The organism is Haloarcula rubripromontorii (genome assembly GCF_001280425.1).
Lineage (GTDB): Archaea > Halobacteriota > Halobacteria > Halobacteriales > Haloarculaceae > Haloarcula > Haloarcula rubripromontorii.
The window spans coordinates 884327-903922 of the sequence record NZ_LIUF01000001.1 but is presented as its reverse complement, the minus strand read 5'-3'; the positions used below and the strand labels follow the sequence as shown (position 1 = coordinate 903922).

Sequence of the window (19596 nt, the reverse complement as noted above, 5' to 3'; positions counted from 1 at the left end):
CCGTCCCGGCCCTGCCTCCGGTCGTGCGGGAGTTCGACTTCGAACTGGCGCTGTGTGCCCACCTCGAACGCGAGGGCCGACTGGTGAGCCGCCAGCTCGGCGGCGCTGTCCACGGCCGGCGCGTCCTCGACACCGTCGTTGTCGAGCCGGGACCCGAGTTCGACGAGCGAGCGGCCATCACTCCCGAACGGCTGCCGACGGCGGCCATCGAAAGCACCGTTGGCCCGGGTCGGGCGCGGTACTGGAAGGACGCCTTCGACTGCCATCCCGACCGCGCCGAGCGGGCCGTCGAACTGGCGGTCGAGCGCGGATTCTTCGAACGCGAGCGCCGCGGCGGCCGAACGTACGTCCGCCAGACGACGCGGTACCCCGACTGGGTCGGCGAAATCGTCGCCATCGAGAACAAGCCGGACCTGGGCCGGCCCGGCGATCTGGAATCGCAGTTGCGGACCGATGTCTCGCTCGCGCTCGCCGACCGCGTCGTACTGGCGACGGCCTCCTACGTTACCGGAGCACACCTCAACCGGATTCCCGAGGAGGTCGGCGTCTGGCGGTTCGACGCCGACAGCGGAACGATAACTGTCCGTCGGGAGGCGACACAGCTACCGACAGACGAGGCCGGTGTCGAACTCCTCGAAGAGCGTCCGGTCCGGACGGACGTGCGCGTAGTCAGCGCCGCCGAGAAGGCTCGCACGCGCCGGCGGTTGGCCGAGCGAGCGTACGGCAAAGGGTGGCGGAGCTTCGACTACCCGTCGTGCGAACGATGTTCACCAGACAGCGACGGGATTCCGTACTGTCAGTGGAAAGAGCGCGCGGTCCGCGAGAGCGACGATTGCGGACCGGACTGCGGCGGGTACGAGGCAGCCGACCCACCGGCCGTCGACGGCGAGTCGCTCCGGGCCGAGCGGACGCCGTGGCGGGCGGACCCAGACGGGCGCAGGCGTCGCCAGTCTGGACTGGATCGGTTCGGCTAGCCGCGAGAAGTCGGCAACCTACCGGTCGTTGTTCGTCGAGGGCGCGTCATCGGGCGGGACGCCGCCGTCGCCAGCGGTCGGGCGGCCGTGCTGTTCGTAGTTGTCTTCGGTCACCGCCGGTGCTTCGGTGGCGACCTGCGCCGCGTGTTTCGTTCTGGCCTGATAGTTCGCCGCGGCCGCGATCCCGACACAGGCTACCAGCCCCACGACAAACACCCAGTCGATGCTGTTCGCGATGATCTGCTGACCGGCGACCGCGAGGATACCGCCGGCCAGCGACAGCCCACCGATCTCCGCGATGCCACGCCTGTCCATACAGCCGGATCATGCGCCAGTACCTATAAGCTACGGCCTGTTTCACCCAGCCGAGCGGGACATTAGAGCGTGAACTGCTCGCCGTCGAGTCCGATGTCGTCGGCGAAGGCCCGGTCCGCCGGGACGTAGTGGGCGGTGTGGACGATGCGGTAGTCGTCGGCGTCGATGTCGTCGGCGAAGTCCCGCGCGCCGGGCAGGGTCATGTGTTTCGTGCCGAAGGTCCGCGGCACGCCGTCCTCGTCGTGGTGAGCGCCGCCTTTCGGGTGGTATTCGCAGGCCTCCGGGTGGACGATGCCCTCGACGAGCGCGAGGTCGGCGCCAGTCAGCACGGCTTTCGAGCGGTCGGGCACGTCGTAGCAGGTGTCCCCGGATATCGACAGCACCGCGCCGGTCTGTGGCTCCTCGATGCGCAGGCCGTAGCACAGAAGCGGCGGGTGCGTGACGGGGACCAGCATCACCTCGAAGCCGGCGACGGCGAACGGTTCGTAGGGGGTCTGTGCGTGGACCGACACCGTATCGAGGTACTCGTAGCGGCTCCGGACGCCCTCGGCGACGCTCTCGTCGGTCACCGGGTCCGTCTCGTCGGCGGCGTGGACCGGCAGGTCGTCGAACAGGCGGTAGGCGTTGCCGAGACCGTCGAGGTGGTCGAAGTGGACGTGCGTGACGATAGCCGCGTCCGGCAGCGGGACCGACTCGCGGAGGAACTGGTGACGGAAGTCCGGACTGAGGTCGATCAGCAGCGACTCGCCGGTTTCGTCGTTCGCCACGGCAACAGAGAAGCGCGACCGCTCAACGCCCCCCGTCGGGTCGATGCCGCGCTCGCGGACGCGGGCCCGGAGTTCCTCGTCGGGGTCGCGCGCCCGTTCGCACGTGTCACAGTCGCACTGGACAGTCGGCGTCCCCGTCGTGTCGCCGGTCCCAAGCAGCGTGACCTCCATTACCGTCCATTCAGAGGGGGACCCGCCTAAGCCCCTCGCTTTCGTTACTGGCTCTCGGCCAAGTCCGCCGGGTCGATGCCCTGTCGCTCCATCGTCGTCGAGAGCAGGGACCGGGCACGCTCGTCGGAGAGGTCGTCGAACAGGCACTCGAAGAATCCTTCGAGTAACTCCGGCCGGATGCGCAGGTCGACGTACTCGACTTGCTTCTCGGCGATGACCACGTCCACGTCCCACTCGCCTTCGTCGGGGTCGGTCATGCGAACGTCGACCCACGACTCGGCGGAGTCGTCTGTCTCGGTGAACACGTCGTTGGCTGCCATGGCTACCAAATGATTCCCGTACTGATAAGTAAATCGCTCATACCGACAACCAGAACGGGTAGCTGAGCGGGTGAGTCGCCGCTCAGTGGTCGTGATCGTGGTCGCTGCCGCCGTCGCCAGAGAAGCCGCCGCTCCCGGCGACCAGCGCGTCGGCGTCGCCGTCCATCATGTCCATGTTTTTGAGGTTGTCACGCTCCTCGAAGTCGATAATTGCGTCTTCGAGGTCCTGCTGGGTCAGTGTGGTCCGCTCCTCAGTCAGGGCGTTGAGGACGGCTTCGCGGAGTACGAGCCGGAGGTCGCTCCCGGTCAGCCCCTCGGTCAGCTCCGCCAGCGTCTCGGGGTCGAAGTCGTCGATCTCCATCTGCTGGGTGACGATGCGGAGGATGTCCGCGCGCATCCCGTGGTCCGGCTTGGGGAAATTGACGATTTCGTCGAAGCGCCGCCAGGCGGCGGCGTCGAGCTGATCGGGGTGGTTCGTCGCGCCGATGAGCAACACCTCGTCTTGGATGAGCGAAATCTCGTCGATGCTCTTGAGGAGAGTGTTGACGGCGCGCTTGATGGCGGCGTGTTCGTCCGAGGAGCGGGTCTTGGCGACGAAGTCGAACTCGTCCATAAAGAGGATACACGGCGAGAGCCGCTTTGCGACCTCGAAGACCTTCTCGACGTTCTTGGCCGTCTCGCCGAGGTACTGGCTGGTGATCATCGAGAGCTTCACCTCGACAAAGGGGAGGTCGAGGTCGTGGGCCAGCGCGCGAGCGACGCTCGTCTTACCGGTCCCCGGCGGGCCGACGAACAGCAGTTTCCCGATCTCTCGCAGGCCGATCCGGGCGAGGTAGTCGCGGTGTTCGATGGCCTTGACAATCTTCTGTATCTCGTCTTCCTGGTCGGTGGTCAACACCAGATCGGCCAGCGTCATCTCGACCTCTTCGGGGGCGCGCACGTCCACGAGGTCCAGCATCTCCTCGTCGTCCTCGTCGTCAGTGTCGAACGCCTCCTCCAGTTTCGCGTCGATGAACGCGCGGTCGGCGCGCGACGGTCGGTTCTGCTCGCGGGCCCGCTCGTAGTCAGCGCCCTCGACCTGGTCCTCGAAGGCTTTCGCCAGAACCGGGTTGTCTTCGAGAGCCGAGGCGTCGACCCGTTCGAGGAACCACTCCTCGGCGAGGTCGCGGTCCGTCATGGAAATGCTCCCCGAGAAATCGTCGCGGTCGGTGAACATCAGGCCAGAGATGGCTGCCCAGGGCCGGTCGACACCGGTGGCCTCACTCGCGGTTGTGTTAGTGACCGACAGCGGTCGTTCGATCTCGCCGTCGGTCCAGAAAACGGACCGGTACGAGGCCGGCAAGTCGTCCGGCTCGAGGTCTCGCCGCTCGCTGTAGATAGTGGCCGTCAGCAGAAACTCAACGACATCCAGTTCCGGATTGCTCATTCCCACTGATGTTACCACGCGACCGGTATAAGTCACTCGAAGCCCCGGTGTCCGACACCAAGGTAATATATCATCCCTGTGAACATCCATCATGGAAACTAATAACACATTAATCTCGGTGTATCGGAACCGCATCGGTGACCCGACGACCGACGACGAGGTCTACGGGTACTGGCTGTTCGTTTTCGGCATCGTACTCGGTATCGTCGGCCTTCTCCTGTTTTATTTGACAGCGTCGCGGAGTACACCGCGGCAGTTCGGCTATCTCCTCGGTGCGATTGGCCTCATCTCGCTGTTTGCGGGACCGACCATCCGACTGCCGCTGACACGTCGGGGCCTGATACTCACCTACCTCGGTGGCGTGGTCGGACTGGTCGCTATCGTGTGGTTCACCACGTTCTACCCGTCGAACTGGACCGGTCCCGAGGGGAATCCGGCGGTGACGCTGTACATCGTCGGCCTCGGCCTGATGGCGGTCGGCGCGGTCGTTTCTCCGCTGCTGACCGGCCGGAAAGAGGCGTACGACGAGGCGATACGGACGGCACAGGAAGCGACGGAGTTGGCCGAGCAATCGTCCCGAGAGGCAGAAGAGGCCTCCCGGACGGCCAGCGAGCAGTCCGAGGTGGCCGAGCAAGCGAGCCGCGAGCGGGACACGCTGGCCGAGCAGTTGGCGACCAGCGAAGCTGCCCGCGAGGAGCTGGCGACCGTCGCCGACGCGACCGAGGCGGAACTGGCCGCGGCACAGGCCACCATCGCGGCCGCGATGGACAGCAAGGCGACGTTCGAACTGTACGAAGACGCCGCCGGGAAGTACCGCTGGCGCTTGCGCCACCGGAACTCAAACGTCATCGCCGACAGCGCACAGGGGTACTCCTCGCGCCAGAAGGCGATGCAGGGCCTTCGCAGCGTCCAGTCCAACGCCGCCGGCGGAGCTGTGGTCTTCTTCGAGGACGCGACCGAGGACGACACCGCCGAGGACGTGCCGGTCGTGCCGGCCCCCGAAAGCGACGCTACGTTCGAACTGTTCGAGGATTCGGCCGGGGAGTTCCGGTGGCGCTTGCGCCACGACAACGGCAACATCATCGCCGACAGCGGTGAGGGGTACGCCTCGAAGTCGAACGTCCGCCGGGCGCTCGAAAGCGTCCGCGCGTACGTCCCCGGCGCGGCCTACCTCAAGATCGACCCGGTGGCGTACGAGGTGTACGCCGACGCCGCGGGGGAGTTCCGCTGGCGCTTGCTCCACCGCAACGGCAACATCCTCGCCGACTCCGGCGAGGGGTACAGTTCCCGGTCGAACGCCCGGCGGGCAGCCCGTCGCGTCGGCGAACTCGCGCCGGAGTCCGCGGTCGACGACGGCTTCGAGGTGTACGAGGACGCTGGCGAGGAGTGGCGCTGGCGGCTGCGGGCCGACAACGGCGAACTCGTCGCCGACAGCGGCGAGGGCTACGCGAACCGGTCGAAAACCATGGATGCCGTCGAGCGAGTCCAGTCCTATGCCGCCGACGCCGACCTGCTTGAGATCGGGAGTGCGGCCTTCGAGGTGTACGAGGACCGAGGTGCGGAGTGGCGCTGGCGACTCCGCCACCGCAACGGCGAGATCATCGCCGACTCCGGCGAGGGGTACGCCGAACGCAACAAGGCCGTCGCCGCCATCGAGCGGGTCAAGCGCCACGCGCCTGGTGCACTACAGGAGGAGTAACGCCGCCCGGAGACGCTCCGGCACGCAGTTCCCCAGAACGGAGAATAGCCGAATTAATTATACAAGTCTCGGTCGAAGTTACACTCATATGACAATAGATAATCTCGAAGCGGCCGGACTCAGACGCATGGACGACAGCGACATCGCGGCGTTTCTGTCGAACCAGCGGGTCGGCGTGCTGGGACTGCCGACGGAGGCCGGCCCGTACATGATTCCCCTGTCCTTTGGCTACGACGGCGACCGGTCGCTGTATTTCACCTTCGTCGGTGGGTCGGCGAGTCGCAAGCAACAGTTGACCGAGGCGGCGGCGGACGCGACTGTACTCGTGTACAAAGTCGAATCGATGTTCCACTGGGAGAGCGTCCTCCTACAGGGCAGTATCGAGGCCGTCCCCGAGTCCGAGTGGGACGACCTCGCAGACGTGCTCGACGGAGCGTGGCGACCGGAGGTGTTCGCGGACGCGATTGAGAAAGAGGATGTCGCAATCTACCGGTTCCATATCGATGAGCGCGAAGGGCTCAGACACGCTGGCCTCCCGCCGGGGTTCGAGCCAGAGTAACCCCGCCGCCCGACTGCGACGGGGAGCGATCGGGCCGGTCGGCCGACAACGGTTCCCCCACTGTGTAGAGTTTGTCAGGTTTTAACACAGGCCGAAACGTTCCGTTGTCCATGCCCACACCTGTCATCGTGGATGCAGTCAGAACGCCACAGGGAAAGGAGGACGGCGCACTCGCCGGCGTCCGGAGCGAAGACCTCTCGGTGCCGCTCATCAACCAGTTGCTCGCGTCGACCGGCGTCGAGGCCGAGGACGTCGACGACCTGCTGTGGGGGTGTGCCCAGCAGCGCGGGGAACAGGGCAACAACATGGCCCGGGTCATCGCGCTGTTGTCAGACCTCGGCGAGAGCGTCCCCGCATCGACGATCAACCGCTGGTGTGCGTCCTCGGCCGAGGCGCTGATGCGGGCCGCCGACGCCATCGCGGCCGGCCAGCGCGACGTGCTCATCGCCGGCGGCGTCGAATCGATGTCCCGCGTGCAGATGGACGAGAACACTCACAACGTCCACCCCCGACTGGCCGAACAGTACAACATCGGCGAACTCCAGATGGGAATGACCGCCGAAAAGGTCGCCAGCGAGATGGAGGTCTCCCGTCAGGAGCAAGACGAGTACGCGCTCCGAAGCCACCAGCGCGCCGCCGACGCGACGGAGTCCGGTCGCTTCGACGACGAAATCGTCCCCATCGACACCGATGACGGCCAGCTCGAAGCAGACGAGGGTATCCGCCCCGACACCACGCTCGAAAAGCTGTCCCAGCTACCGACAGTGTTCAAGTCGGACGGGACAGTCACACCCGGCAACGCCTCGCAGGTCTCCGACGGCGCGGCGGGGCTGATGGTCACCTCTCGTGAGTTCGCGGAAGACCGCGGACTCGACATCCTGGCCGAAATCGGCTCCCACGAAGTCGCCGGTGTCGACCCGACCGTGATGGGTATCGGTCCGGTCCCCGCTGTCCGCAAACTCACCGAGCGCACCGACCGCGAGACGGACGACTACGACCTCGTGGAACTGAACGAGGCCTTCGCCTCCCAGTGTCTGTACTGCCAGCGCGAACTCGGCTTCGACGACGATATCTACAACGTCAACGGCGGCGCAATCGCCATCGGCCATCCGCTCGGGGCCTCCGGCGCGCGCCTCCCGGTGACGCTCGTCCACGAGATGAACCGCCGCGACGCGGAGCTCGGCCTGGCGACGGAGTGTGTCGGCTTCGGCCAGGGTGCGGCCATCGAGTTCCGACTGCCCTGACCAGCCGCTTTCGGCGCGGTTTCAGTATTCTACCGCGGTCCGTCGTTTGCGAGTGCGTTATCTGCGAACCTCGAGGGGCGCGAACGAGAGTCGAGAGAAGACGTCGCTAATCGGCAGCCACATCGCCGGCTGTCGCCGCCTCGGCGGGACTCGTCAGCGAGTGGATGTAGTCGTCGAGGTCGAGTGCGAAGGTGGCGTCGGTCGGGAGGTCGACCCACGAGAACTCGAACTCCGCGCCGCGCTCCTCACCCGTCCCGGTGACGGTGTGGACCCAGTGGTCCCGGGACTCGTGGACGGGGAGGTGGTAGAACGACCGCACGTACCGCTTTGGCGGCGACCGGCGGCGCGTCCAGACGTCGGTGGCGATGTGTCGCAGTCGCTCGAATGAAGCGAGACCGCTCTCCTCGACAGCCTCTCGCTGTACGGCGACTCGCGGCTCCTCGCCCGGTTCAACAGTTCCCTTTGGTATCTGTAGCCCGTCGTGGCCCGGGCCGTCGAACACCAGGAGCTCCGACCCGTTTCTGGTGATGTAGGCACAGGCTTTCTTTACGTACGTCGCCCGCTGTGGTTGCATGCCAACCGGTACTGACGGGGAACATATAGTAGTACCCACATATCTGCCTAAAATCATATTAGGTCATCAGGGGCCAAAGAGGGACAGTGCTTGGGAGCAAGCGACTGCCACAGAGCGTATCCCGGAAAACGCCCACACCTGACCCGTTGTTGTCCGTTCTGGGAGGCTTATCAGAGTCGGTTCCGTGGAAATAGCCATGAGTCTCAAATCGATGTTCAACGACATTCCGTTTGTCAAGCAGTTAGGGATGGAGATCACGGCTGTCGATGACGGGTATGCGGCAGGCGAACTCCCGCTGGAGGATGGCCATTCCTCGAATCCCAAATCGATAATCGCACACGGCGGCGTCACGTACTCGCTCGTCGACACCGTCGGTGGGGCGGCCGTCGTCTCGCAATCCGGCACCGTCTCGCCAACGGTCGACATGCGGATCGATTACCTCGCGCCAGCGACCGCCGATTTACGGACTGAGGCGGAGGTCATCCGAAGCGGCGGGAGCGTCTCCGTCGTCGATGCAGAAGTGTACGATACCGACGGGCATCACATCGCAAGCGCTCGTGGGACGTACAAGACGGACGGCGACCGCGGCGAGTCGCCGTGGACAGCAGGCGTCGACGAATCAGAGATCACCCATCCGACCGACGACTAATCGCCACTGACCATCTTCATTCCGTCGCGAACGGATTCTCGACGGCCCAGCAGCGTCACCATGTCGCCTTCTTCGAGGACGTAATCGGCCGTGGGTACCTCGGCGTTCTCGTGGAGTTCCCCGCTGACGAGCGCGACCAGACAGGCGTCGGGCAGCATCGGCCCGATCTCGCGGATCGGCTTGCCGATGAGTTCCCGGTTCTTGACCTCGACCTCCTGAACGTCGCCGCTCCGACCGACATCGGTCATCCAGTGAGCGATAGCCGGGCGCTCGATCTGGTTGTCGATGGCCCAGGCTGTCGCCATTGCAGAGGAGATGGTCCGGACGCCGAGGTCCTCGAAGGCTTCGACGTTGTCCGGATTGTTCGCGCGGGCGATCACTCGGTCGACGCTGAACTTCGAACTCGCCAGCTGTGACACCAGCAGATTCGCGTCGTCGTCACCGGTCGCCGCGACGACGGTCTTGGCGTTCTCGGCCCCGGCCGACCGCAACACGTCGGTGTCGGTGCCGTCGCCGATCTCGACGGCGTATCCCTCGTTGCGGGCTCGTTCGACAGTCTCTTCGTCCTGCTCGATGATGACGACGTTCTCGCCCCGGTCTTCGAGGCGTGCGGCGAGCGCTCGGCCCACCTGTCCGCCGCCGACGATGATGACTCGCATTGGTATCACATCCAGTTTTTCCGCAATGTATCGCGCCAGTCCGCCCTCAAACAGGGCGGTCGCAAAAATAACGAGAAAGACGGTACCCAGCAGGATATCCGCCTGCGTCCCCAGCAGTTCGGCCTGTGCCCCGGTGACCTCTTCGGCCGCGGCGTTCAGTTCAACGGCAAACAGCGTCGCGACGGACGCCGGAATAATACCGCGTGGCCCCACGAAGCTGACGAACAGTTTCTCGTTGGTCGTAAACCGGTCACCAACGGTCGAGACAAACACCAGCAGCGGGCGGATGAGCAGAGCGACCGCGAGGACGACGATGATGCCCGCTAGCCCGACATCGATGAGCGAGGCCAGTTCCAGTTGCGCCGCCAGGGCGATGAACACGAACGACAGCACCAACAGCGTGATATCGCCCTTGAACTCCTCGATATCTTCCTCGTACGGGTGGTCGACGTTCCCAAGCGCCATCCCCGCCGTGGCGGCGGCGGCGACGCCGGCCTCGGTCGCGATTGTGTTCGCGCCCGCGTAAGCGATGAGCGCCCCGGCGAGGACGAGCAGTCGGGAATTCCGCGGTGCGTCACCGGGCGAGAGGTCGACGTACTGGAGGAGGTAGTACACCACGCCAGCGACGATGAGGCCAACGAGTAGCCCCGTCCCCAGTCGGAGGGCAAATCCCCGGAGGAGGTTCTCACTGGCGACAGCCGGATTGACCGTCTCGAAGATGACGACGGCGATGATGGCCGCGGTCACGTCGTTGACGATCCCTTCCGTCTCCAGCGCGGCGGCGACACGGTCTCGAACCGGGACGACATCGAGAATTGGCGTAATAACCGTCGGCCCGGTCGCGACCAGCAACGCACCGATAAGGAACGCGAGGTTCCAGGAGACGGCCGCGGAACTGAACGCGAACTTGACAGCGATAGCGGTGCCGACGAGTGCGATAGCCGCACCGACGGTAACGAGTCTGAACGTCGCAGCCGGGGCCTCGCGCAGACGGTCGAATCGGAGGTGGTAGGCCCCCTCGAAAACGATGATTGCGACTGCTAAGCCGACGATTGCCGACAGCGCCCCGCCGAAGGTGCCGTCACCGATGATGTCCAGTCCGGGCTGGCCGATGATGACACCCACCAGCAGGTAGAAGATGATACTGGGGACGCGCAGGCGTGCGGCGAGGACCTGTGCAAGGACGCCAAGTCCGATGATGCCGGCGACGAGCGGAATCAGTAGCCCCGAACTACCAGCCACAGTTGGCCTCCATCTATCCGGGCTATCGCGTCGCCACCGTATAAGCGCACTCACTCACCGGCAGACGAGGGCTCCATCACCCAGTCTCAGGCCCGCTGTGACGCTGGCTATTCCTCGCGGTTATCGAGCGCCACGAGGACGCCGCGGACGTTCAGGCGCATCTCGGCGCGGCCCTTGCGCTCGCCCCAGGTGTCGGTGTCGGCTCGCTCGACGAAGTACTCGATGACCGCCTCGTCGTCGTCGAGTTCCGCGCGCTTTCGCTCGACTTCGGCGACCCACTCGGGCAGAATCTCGGCGTAGGTCTTCAGTTTGTCACCGGTTTCGGCTGGGCCGTAGTGGCCGAACATGAGAATCTCAGGGTCGAGGTCCTGTAACATCGCCACGTCGTCGAGGGCACCCTCAAGTGTGAAGTTGACCGGTGGGGTCGTGACGTGCATCTCGTCGGTCGACGGCGTGTAGATGCCGGCGGCGTCGGCGGTGAACACACCGTCGACGACGGGGTCGTAGAAGACGACCTGGTGTGGGGCATGGCCCGGTGCGTGCAGGACATCGAGGGAGTGGTCACCCAGGTCGATCACGTCGCCGTCGGCTAGCGTCTCGATACGGTCTTCGGCGACCGGGACCGGCTTCCCGTAGAACTCAATCTGGTCGCCGACGGCGTGTTTGGTCCCTTCCCAGAGCCGCTGGGGGTCGACGAGGTGGCGCTTCCCGGACTCGTGGACGTACACCGTCGCGTTCGGGCAGTCCTCGGCGAGGTAGCCGGCCCCGCCGGCGTGGTCCAGGTGGACGTGGGTCGCCGCAATGACTTCCAGGTCCTCGGGCGCGATGCCGACCGACTCCATCGCCGAGAGGATGTTCTCGTGTCGCGCGCCGATGCCAGTGTCGACCAGTGCCGGTCGCTCGGCGTCGATGATGTAGACGGAGCCGTACTCGGCTACGTCGTACATCCCGGTGTCGACGTAGTGGACATCTGTGCAGTCCCCGACCGTCACCTCGTAAACGTCACCGATTCCCATACACTTCCTCGTGACCGGTGGGGGCAAAACCGTTGTGCTGTGGGTGTCGTGACAGCCGAACAGCAGGAAGGGCAAAGCCATTTACCCGCACTCAGAAACACCACTGTATGTACGATACCGTACTCGTTCCGACCGACGGCTCCGACGGGTCTGCCACCGCGGCCGAACACGCCATCGACCTCGCACAGCGCCACGACGCGAGTCTGCACGCGCTACACGTGCTCGAAACCGAACAGGTAGTCGACCAGATACCCGATTTCGAGGACAGCAGCATCTACGACCGCCTCGCCGACGCTGGGCAGCAGGCCGTCGATGACCTGCGTGCACAGGCCGACGACGCCGGTATCGACGCAGTGACGACAGCAGTTGAACAGGGCGTCCCCCACGAGGAAGTCGTGGCGTACGTCGAGCGCCACGATATCGACATCATCGTAATGGCGACGGAAGGCCGGACCGGACCGTCCCGGGAACTCATCGGCAGCGTTACCGAGTCGGTCGTTCGGGCCTCGCCGGTGCCGGTGCTCGCAGTCAAGGTCGGCGGCGAGTCGTAGCGGGACGGGGCGACAGCCGAGGTGGCGCTGCCGCGGGACCGACACGACTAATTTCTGCCGTCGAGAACCGTCGGCCATGTTATCGAGACAGTTCGTCCGGGAGAACCCCGAGACGGTCCGTGACGCCATCGAGCGGAAGGGCGTCACGGGCGTCGACCTCGACGAAATCCTCGAAATCGACGAGGAGTGGCGGGAACTGAAAGCCGAAGGCGACGGCCTGCGGCAGGAACGCAACGAAGTGTCGAGCAAGATCGGCCAGCTCAAACAGGAGGGCAAAGAGGAGGAGGCACAGGAGGCCATCGACCGCTCGCAGGAACTCAAAGACGAACTGCAGGATATCGAGGAGCGGGCCGACGAACTGGAGGCCCAGTTGGAAGACGCCCTGCTTGAACTGCCGAACATCCCTCACGAGTCGGTCCCGACCGGCGAGGACGAGGCAGACAACGTCGAGCGCTACCGCGAGGGATTCGACGACCTGCGTGACCTGCCCGACGAGGTCGTCCCGCATTACGACCTCGGCGAGGATCTGGACCTGCTCGACTTCGAACGCGGTGCCAAGGTGTCCGGCGGCGGCTACCAGTTCGTCAAGGGCGAGGGCGCGCGACTGGAGCATGCACTCGTCCAGTTCATGCTTGACGTCCACCGCGAGCAGGAGTACGTCGACGTGCTCCCGCCGATTCCCGTCAACTCCGATTCGATGGAAGGGACCGGCCAACTCCCCAAATTTGCCGAGGACGCCTACCGCGTCGGAGCCAGACAAGACGACGACTACGACAGCGACGACCTGTGGCTGCTCCCGACGGCGGAGGTGCCGGTCACCAACATGTACCGCGGCGAGATTCTGCTGGACGACGACCTCCCGGTCAAACATCAGGCGTTCTCGCCGAACTTCCGGCGCGAGGCCGGCGAGCACGGGACCGAGACGCGGGGCTACGTCCGCGTCCACCAGTTCCACAAGGTCGAACTCGTCAACTTTGTCCGCCCCGAGAACAGCTACGACCGGCTTGAGAGCCTGCTTGACGAGGCTGCCGAAGTGCTTGACCGCCTCGAACTGCCCTACCGCGTGCTCGACATGTGTACCGGCGACATGGGCTTTACGCAGGCCAAGAAGTACGATGTCGAGGTGTGGGCTCCCGGCGACGACATGGACGAGGGTCCCGACCGCGGCGGCCGCTGGCTCGAAGTCTCCTCGGTGTCGAACTTCGAGGACTTCCAGGCCCGGCGCGCCGGCCTGCGCTACCGCCCCGAGCGACACGAGTCCGCCGATTATCTCCACACGCTGAACGGCTCCGGACTTGCCGTCCCGCGGGTTCTCGTCGCCATCATGGAGTACTACCAGAACGACGACGGGACCATCACCGTGCCCGAACCCCTCCGCCCGTACATGGGCGGCCAGGAACTCATCGAAGGCTCCGAAAAGATCGGCGAGAGCGCCGTCGGCGCGGGCGAGAAGGAGTAAGTCGCGTCTGTCGGACGCGGCCGGTCCCTCGCCCCCTTTGTGGCGCGTTACACGACACCACATTTCAATACACTATTACGTTTCTCCGGCGGCACCGTCGAGCTATGCCGGACGACGCCTTCGGCCGGATGGCACTGGACTTTCATCGCGACGACCTCACCGAGCGGCCGCGGTATCGGCGCGATGACGGCGACGTGACCGAGGCGCATCTGGCGGGCTATTTCGAGCCACGGTCGGCGTGGCATCCCATCGAGGAACGCCTGTTCCCGGCGGTGACAGGGCGTGTCCTCGATGCCGGCTGTGGCGTCGGCCGACACACACTCCCGCTGCAGGAGCGCGGCCACAGCGTGCTGTCCGTCGACCGGAGTCCGGGGGCCGTCGCGGTCGCCCGCGAGCGCGGCGTCACCCATCCCGTGATCGGCGACCTCCGACAGCCGCCGGGGGACGGGTTCGAGACGGTCGTTGCACTGGGCAAGCAGCTCGGCCTCGGCAGTTCGCTGGCCGCCCTCCGGACGACGCTTACAGAACTGGCAGCGGTGACACAGCCCGGTGGTCGTCTCGTCGCCGACATGGATACGCTCGACCGAGCAGACCCGGAGACTGACGCGGCCCACCGGACCCAGCCCGGTGTCGCCTACCGGACCTTCCGCGTCGAGTACGACGGGCTGGCCGGCCCGTGGACCGACCTGTTGCTGGTCACGCCGTCGGGCTTCCGCGACGCGGTCAGTGAGACCCCGTGGACCGTGGACGCGCTCGTCGGGACCGAAACCGACGGGTCGATGTACGGCGTTCGGCTGTCGCTACCGGAACAGTGAACGAACAACGCCGCGAGCGGGCAGGCCTCAACGTGTGTACGTCTCGATGCGCTCGATGTCGTCCCCGGCGAACGTGAACACGTCGACGAACCCGACGATACGCTCGCCGTCGGCATCGAGTAGGCGGCCGCGAGCGATGACGTCCGCCGTCGCCGTGTCGTCGCCGTCTGTCGACTCGGCCGCGCTGTCGTTCTGCCGACAGTAGAGGCCGTCGAGCGGATGGGTGGTGTCCGTCTGGGGCCGTTCCTCACGCATGAACCGTACGAACTGGTCCCGGCCGTCGATGGTCCGGTCAGGGCGGTCGTGGACGAACGACGGGGTGAGCAGCGACGCCAACTGGTCGTAGTCGTCGCCGTCGATAGCGTCGTAGTAGGCCCGTGTCCGCCGAAGAAGCGCGGGTCGCATCACAGGTCTGATTCGGGGTCGTCAGACGTGTCTCTATCGCTCTCCGCATCGGACGGCTCGTCAGCTGCGTCCGGGACAGCACCGTCAGCATCCCCCGGTTCGGCTGCTTCTCCCGTGTCGCCGTCGTCGCCCGTCGGGTCGGCCAGGTCCAGCTCAACTGCGTCGTCGGTCTCCGTCGCTGAGGTGGTGGCGGCGTCCGCCGACGAGCCGGCAGTCGACCGCTCGCCGTCCGGCGCGTCCTGTGTGGAAGCGTCGTCCGTTCCGCCGACTGTGTCGGGGGGCGCTTCGACCATCGCAGTCGGGGCTTCGTCCAGCGGCTCCGTCGGCTCGTTCTCGGCTTCGCTGGCGGCCAGTTCGGCCTGTATCTCCTCGATATCAGTGTCGTCAACGTCCGACAGCTCACCGTCCCCGTCCGGGGGCGACACCGACTCCGGCGGAGCGTCGTCGGCCGACGACGCATCAGGTTCCCCCGCTGTCGACTGGTCCGCGAGGCCGGTCGCTTCGTTCGAAGTCTCCGCCGAAGGTGTTGGCTGGTCAGCTGTCCCCGCCGTCGTCTCCTCGGCCGCTTCTATCGTCGGTCCATCGGCCCCATCTCGCGTTTCGTCGGCCGCATCGGCGTCGTCAGGCGACGGCGCTGACTCGGGAGCCGACGACGCTGCCTCCGATAGGTCACTGTCTGTCTGTTCGACTTCCTCGTCGATGTCCACGTCGAGCGAGGTATCCACAGCCGTCTCGTCCTGCATGAGGAACGCCGGTCGGTCGTCGTCATCGTCCTGTTCCAAGGTCACGAGGTCCGGCGGCCATGGACCGTCGGGGTCCGGTGGCTCCTCGTAGCCGCGGGCCGTTTCTAGCGGCCGCTCGGCGTCGTCCCGGAGCTGCTGGCCCTCGGCTCCGTCCCCGCTGGAGTACTCGCGGGCTGCCTGCATGAGCCAGTCGCTGGCCTGCCACAGCGAGTTCGCCTTCGTCTTCGTGTCCTCGTAAATCGGTCTCAGAGACTCGTCATCAACGAACCGGACGGCGGTGTCGAAGTGGTCTTCGGCGTCGGCGAATTCGTCGCGTGCCTGCTGGAAGTCACCCTGTGCGACCATCCACTCCGACTCGCGAAAGGCATTCATCGCCGACGTGAACGCGCGCCGCCCCTCTGTGTAATGGGCGTGGCCGACGCGGTAGCGGGCGAACGCGGTGTCGTCGCCGCCGGTCTCGGCGATAGCATCCTTGATTTCTCCGACGCGAGGGAGCTGCTGGAGGTCGTCAGTACTCCACGCGTACTGCACGTCGCCGTCGTGGTCGATGACGACGACGGCGCGCTCGATGAGCTGCTGGCCGATATCGTCGATAAAGTCGAGTCCGTACTCGCGGGCGACATCGTGGTCAGTGTCGGACAGCAGCGGGATTTTCAGGCCGTAGCGGTCGGCAAAAGCCCGGTGGCTGTACACCGAGTCCGGGCTGACCCCCAGAATAGTCACGTCTTTCTGCATCGTAAAGAGGTCGAGTTCGTCCAGATCACAGGACGTCTCGTCACAGGCCGGATTGAAATCCGCCGGATAGAACGCGAGGATGACGACATCCTCGCCGAGATAGTCTCCCAGTCCGACTCGCTGGCAGTCGCCATCAACGAGCGCCGGTAGTTCGAACAGTGGTGCCGTCGTCCCCTCTGAAAGCACACGTTGTACAACCAAGGCCGGCTATAACAGTGTTTGCACACTATCACGGAGCGAGGCGCTTTTATCGGCCACGGTGGTAGGGCTCGTGTGGAACTGCACGTCCGGTACGAGGGTGACGACGACCCCGACAAATGTAGCGCGCGGAAGTTGGCCCGGATGGACGAGGCCGAACTCCACCGCGCGACGCGGTCGACGCCGCCCGGCATCGTGCTCAATCCCTTCGCCGAGCAGGCGCTGTCTCCGGCGGACCGGCCAGCCGTCGGCGACGGCGCTCGCCACAGCCGACTGGTCGCGCTCGACTGCTCCTGGGAGACCGCCGAACGGGAAGCGTTCGACCTCGAAGGGATTCACCGCTCGCTCCCCTTTCTCGTCGCTGGCAACCCGGTCAACTACGGGACGGCATTCCAGCTTAACACCGTCGAGGCCTTCGCCGGCGCGCTCGTCATTCTCGGGGAGCGCGACCACGCCGAGCGAATTCTGTCGACGTTCTCCTGGGGCCACACGTTTCTGGAACTGAACGAGGAGCCGCTGGAGCGGTACGCGAACTGCGAGGATTCGAGCGACGTCATCGACGTACAGGACGACTACCTCGCCGAGGAGTAGTTACTGTGGCGTTGCTGGCTTTTCGAGGAGCGGCGCATCACAGTGTGGACAGGCCTGCCGTGCGTGTGCCTCCAGCACGTCGTCGATGCGTTCTCCACAGACTTGACACCGCATAACAATAGTTAGTATCCGTACAATAATGTAGCTTCGGCTTCACGTCTCAGGGTGCTTACGAGAACCCGGTCCCGATTCCGGCCGGCTCGTCAGGTGGCGTAAGCGGACTCGTCGGCAGGTCCGCATCCGGCTCAGGGTCATTGTACCCCCCGGGCGCGACATCGTTCGGTCCGTCAGGGTAGCACAGCGACGCCAGCGCCTGGATGTGGTCGCGACCGACACCGAGCTCGAACTGCCCGCCACCGTACAGGTCGATGCCGTGTTCCTCGCAGTAGTCGATGGTCGCAAGCACCGACTCGACGGTCCCGCAACGGGACGGTTTCATATTGAGCCACTCCGGTTCGAACGGCAGCGCCTCGACGCTCTCGACCCCGGTGATAGGCACGTCCCAGGTGACGCGCGCTTCTTGCCCGTCGAAAACCGGCCGAGTCGCGTCAGTCAGGTCAGGGTCCTCAATCAGCGCGTCCGGGAGACCGTCGACGACGCGGCGGTAGAACTCGGGATCTGCCTCGACGTCGACATCCGTCCCCTCGTACAGCCCTTTCAGGTCCAGCACCCGAACGTCGTAGTCCATCAGCTCGTCGATGAGGGCGTTGCCCCAGGACGGCGTGGGGTCGAGCTTGAACGAACAGTCGCCGTGCCGCTCACACAGCATCGCCAGTCTGTCAGCCGTCGGCGGCGTGTCGTCGTCCGCGTTCGAGAGCCGGGTCGAGACGACGAACTCCACCGGGTCGTACCGCCGGCCGAGTGTCGTCCCGAGGTCCGTATCGGCCTGCTTCAGCGCCAGGTCAAGCGCCGCGCTCTCGAACCCCCAGCGCCGGTAGTGACGGAACCGCTCCTCGTCTGGGGGTTCGGGCCAGAGGTCGGCCTCGGCCAGCGCCGCCGAGAACGAGTCGACGGTGTACTCGCCGACCAGCGGAGAGTCCGCGCCCTGCAACGCGTCGGCAGCCTGCAGTGCGTCGTGGGCTTCTGTCGTGTACGTCACGTCCTCCCCGCGGCCGGTCTCGCCCGCGCCCGAGAGGCTGACGACGGTCGTCACCCGGTCGAATCCGCTGGAAGTCGCCCGTTCTCGGCGCTCGAACGCACAGCTCTCGACGGTGACCGGTAGGTCTGCGACCTTCTCGTACATACCCCCGGCTTCGCGCTTCGGGTGTCTAAAGCCAGCGACGGGGAGCGTCCGCGGACGCGGCGGGCGGAGCATGGACGTACGGGGCCAGGCCGAAACTCAAAGCTTAAACGCGCGCACCGGAAACAACCGCGCATGGCTAGCTTCGAGACAGCGTCCGATCGACTCCTCAACAAGCAGATCTGCATGCGGTGTAACGCTCGGAACCCAGAGCGCGCCCAACAGTGCCGGAAGTGTGGCTACGGGAACCTGCGTCCGAAGGCGAAAGAAACCCGTAGCGCCTAATTCTCGGGTCAGTTGCCGCCGGCATCCGGTGGCAGTTCGTCGCCAGCCCGCTACCGGTCAGTGGGTTCTTTGTCCGTTGCCTGCCGGTCGAGCGTCGCCATGCGAACCGACGCGTGTGAGACAATGAGTTCCAGCAGTTTTTGATCTTCTTCGCCGACAGTCGTCTCGTCCGTCGTCACTGAGAGAACGACTGTCGTCGTGTCCGCGTCGTCCAGAACCACCGCAGACACACAATCGGTGACTGACTCGGGGAGGTCGACGGCGAACGGCCGGTCGTGAACGATGACCTCGCCCTGTTTCTGTGCCCGGAGTTCCCGTGCGAGCGAGCCGACGACATCGACCGGCACGGTTCGAATCGTGTTCGCAAGCGCCACCGCGTCGCCGTCCCTGAGCCGGATGACGGCGGTCTCCTCCATGCCGGTCATCGTGCCGAAGGCCTCGACGACGAAGGCAGCGACGCCGTCGACGCTGGGGGCGCTGGCGATGGCGCGTCCGTAGTTGTTCACGTCGGCCGCCTTCCCGGCGAACGCCTCGATTCGGTCGCGCTCGGCCACCAGTTCGCGGAGCCGACTGCGGCTCCGGGCGTCGTACAGCCCGACAAGAACACCCGCCAGCGCACCAACGGTAACGAGATCGACCGTTACGTACGACGCCCGGGCGAGTGAGCCGGAGGTCACGCGCTGGCTGAACAACAGTAGCGCCGCCACAGCGGCGAACGTCACGGTTCCGCCGGCGGCCCACGCGGCCACCCGGGGCGTTGCCCCCTCGAACGTTGTGTCGCGAGCGAGCCAGACGCCGGCGTACGCTATCGCCAGCCCCATCGCCGCAAAGGGGAGCGCATCGACCGCGACTGCCACTGGAATCCGGGTCTGCTGGATTCCGTGGAGTACCTGTATGGCGGCCAGGACGACGCCGGAAAGCGCCAGAGCCGCCCCCGTCAGAAGTCGCTGGTTCATGCC

The 19596-nt window shown here is 65.5% G+C and carries 21 protein-coding genes; 10 read left to right on the top strand and 11 right to left on the bottom strand.

What is annotated here, in order from left to right:
• Positions 1-23: 23 nt before the first annotated feature.
• Complete coding sequence (locus AMS69_RS04615; RefSeq protein WP_053966896.1) at positions 24-974, top strand: DUF5787 family protein; 951 nt, start codon at positions 24-26, stop codon at positions 972-974.
• A gap of 18 nt (positions 975-992) precedes the next feature.
• Here AMS69_RS04615 and AMS69_RS04610 read toward each other — a convergent pair whose 3' ends face one another.
• From AMS69_RS04610 to AMS69_RS04595, 4 genes are all read right to left on the bottom strand, one after another.
• Positions 993-1289: a hypothetical protein gene (locus AMS69_RS04610; RefSeq protein WP_053966895.1), complete on the bottom strand. Its 297-nt coding sequence runs from the start codon at positions 1287-1289 to the stop codon at positions 993-995.
• 62 nt (positions 1290-1351) lie between these two features.
• Positions 1352-2227 carry an MBL fold metallo-hydrolase gene (locus tag AMS69_RS04605; RefSeq protein WP_053966894.1) on the bottom strand — a complete coding sequence of 292 codons (876 nt, stop codon included), beginning with the start codon at positions 2225-2227 and terminating at the stop codon, positions 1352-1354.
• Positions 2228-2271: 44 nt separating this feature from the next.
• Positions 2272-2547, bottom strand: a complete 276-nt coding sequence (locus AMS69_RS04600) for a hypothetical protein (RefSeq protein WP_053966893.1) — start codon at positions 2545-2547, stop codon at positions 2272-2274.
• An 82-nt stretch (positions 2548-2629) separates the two neighbouring features.
• Positions 2630-3973 carry an ATP-binding protein gene (locus tag AMS69_RS04595; RefSeq protein WP_053966892.1) on the bottom strand — a complete coding sequence of 448 codons (1344 nt, stop codon included), beginning with the start codon at positions 3971-3973 and terminating at the stop codon, positions 2630-2632.
• 91 nt (positions 3974-4064) lie between these two features.
• Between AMS69_RS04595 and AMS69_RS04590 the strand changes: the two genes are divergently transcribed.
• The 3 genes from AMS69_RS04590 to AMS69_RS04580 all read left to right on the top strand — a co-directional run bounded on the left by AMS69_RS04590 (position 4065) and on the right by AMS69_RS04580 (position 7475).
• Entirely contained in the window at positions 4065-5672 is a 1608-nt protein-coding gene (locus AMS69_RS04590) for a DUF1508 domain-containing protein (RefSeq protein ID WP_053966891.1), read from the top strand.
• 88 nt (positions 5673-5760) lie between these two features.
• The gene (locus AMS69_RS04585; protein ID WP_053966890.1) at positions 5761-6231 is read left to right on the top strand and encodes a pyridoxamine 5'-phosphate oxidase family protein; all 471 of its coding nucleotides are present in this window, start codon (positions 5761-5763) and stop codon (positions 6229-6231) included.
• 110 nt (positions 6232-6341) lie between these two features.
• Positions 6342-7475: a thiolase family protein gene (locus AMS69_RS04580; protein ID WP_053966889.1), complete on the top strand. Its 1134-nt coding sequence runs from the start codon at positions 6342-6344 to the stop codon at positions 7473-7475.
• A gap of 106 nt (positions 7476-7581) precedes the next feature.
• Here the strand turns inward: AMS69_RS04580 and AMS69_RS04575 are convergent, their stop codons facing one another.
• The gene (locus AMS69_RS04575; protein WP_053966888.1) at positions 7582-8049 is read right to left on the bottom strand and encodes an NUDIX hydrolase; all 468 of its coding nucleotides are present in this window, start codon (positions 8047-8049) and stop codon (positions 7582-7584) included.
• A gap of 196 nt (positions 8050-8245) precedes the next feature.
• Here AMS69_RS04575 and AMS69_RS04570 point away from each other — a divergent pair, with 196 nt between their 5' ends.
• Entirely contained in the window at positions 8246-8698 is a 453-nt protein-coding gene (locus AMS69_RS04570) for a PaaI family thioesterase (protein ID WP_053966887.1), read from the top strand.
• Here AMS69_RS04570 and AMS69_RS04565 read toward each other — a convergent pair.
• Entirely contained in the window at positions 8695-10599 is a 1905-nt protein-coding gene (locus tag AMS69_RS04565; RefSeq protein ID WP_053966886.1) for a cation:proton antiporter domain-containing protein, read from the bottom strand. The genes AMS69_RS04570 and AMS69_RS04565 overlap by 4 nt on opposite strands.
• Positions 10600-10706: 107 nt before the next feature.
• Complete coding sequence (locus tag AMS69_RS04560) at positions 10707-11615, bottom strand: MBL fold metallo-hydrolase (protein WP_053966885.1); 909 nt, start codon at positions 11613-11615, stop codon at positions 10707-10709.
• A 107-nt stretch (positions 11616-11722) separates the two neighbouring features.
• Here AMS69_RS04560 and AMS69_RS04555 point away from each other — a divergent pair, with 107 nt between their 5' ends.
• The 3 genes from AMS69_RS04555 (at position 11723) to AMS69_RS04545 (ending at position 14440) form a co-directional block, all read left to right on the top strand.
• On the top strand, positions 11723-12166 hold the full coding sequence (locus tag AMS69_RS04555) for a universal stress protein (protein ID WP_053966884.1): 444 nt from the start codon (positions 11723-11725) through the stop codon (positions 12164-12166).
• A 76-nt stretch (positions 12167-12242) separates the two neighbouring features.
• Positions 12243-13625: a serine--tRNA ligase gene (serS, locus tag AMS69_RS04550; RefSeq protein ID WP_053966883.1), complete on the top strand. Its 1383-nt coding sequence runs from the start codon at positions 12243-12245 to the stop codon at positions 13623-13625.
• 104 nt (positions 13626-13729) lie between these two features.
• Positions 13730-14440, top strand: a complete 711-nt coding sequence (locus AMS69_RS04545; protein ID WP_053966882.1) for a class I SAM-dependent DNA methyltransferase — start codon at positions 13730-13732, stop codon at positions 14438-14440.
• A gap of 27 nt (positions 14441-14467) precedes the next feature.
• On the opposite strand, the gene AMS69_RS04540 is transcribed toward AMS69_RS04545, so the two are convergent.
• Together AMS69_RS04540 and AMS69_RS04535 are read right to left on the bottom strand one after the other, a co-directional pair.
• Complete coding sequence (locus tag AMS69_RS04540) at positions 14468-14848, bottom strand: nuclear transport factor 2 family protein (RefSeq protein ID WP_053966881.1); 381 nt, start codon at positions 14846-14848, stop codon at positions 14468-14470.
• Positions 14845-16509, bottom strand: a complete 1665-nt coding sequence (locus AMS69_RS04535) for a redoxin domain-containing protein (RefSeq protein WP_053966880.1) — start codon at positions 16507-16509, stop codon at positions 14845-14847. Before AMS69_RS04535 ends, AMS69_RS04540 begins: the two co-directional genes overlap by 4 nt.
• An 87-nt stretch (positions 16510-16596) precedes the next feature.
• Here AMS69_RS04535 and AMS69_RS04530 point away from each other — a divergent pair, with 87 nt between their 5' ends.
• Positions 16597-17112: a DUF367 family protein gene (locus tag AMS69_RS04530; protein WP_053966879.1), complete on the top strand. Its 516-nt coding sequence runs from the start codon at positions 16597-16599 to the stop codon at positions 17110-17112.
• A 169-nt stretch (positions 17113-17281) separates the two neighbouring features.
• Here the strand turns inward: AMS69_RS04530 and AMS69_RS04525 are convergent, their stop codons facing one another.
• The gene (locus AMS69_RS04525; protein ID WP_053967031.1) at positions 17282-18355 is read right to left on the bottom strand and encodes an enolase; all 1074 of its coding nucleotides are present in this window, start codon (positions 18353-18355) and stop codon (positions 17282-17284) included.
• 132 nt (positions 18356-18487) lie between these two features.
• Between AMS69_RS04525 and AMS69_RS19555 the strand changes: the two genes are divergently transcribed.
• A complete protein-coding gene (locus AMS69_RS19555; protein WP_004515982.1) occupies positions 18488-18637 on the top strand; it encodes a 50S ribosomal protein L40e in 150 nt (49 codons plus the stop codon).
• Between the two features lie 50 nt (positions 18638-18687).
• Here AMS69_RS19555 and AMS69_RS04520 read toward each other — a convergent pair whose 3' ends face one another.
• Positions 18688-19593: a hypothetical protein gene (locus AMS69_RS04520; RefSeq protein WP_053967030.1), complete on the bottom strand. Its 906-nt coding sequence runs from the start codon at positions 19591-19593 to the stop codon at positions 18688-18690.
• Positions 19594-19596: the final 3 nt, after the last annotated feature.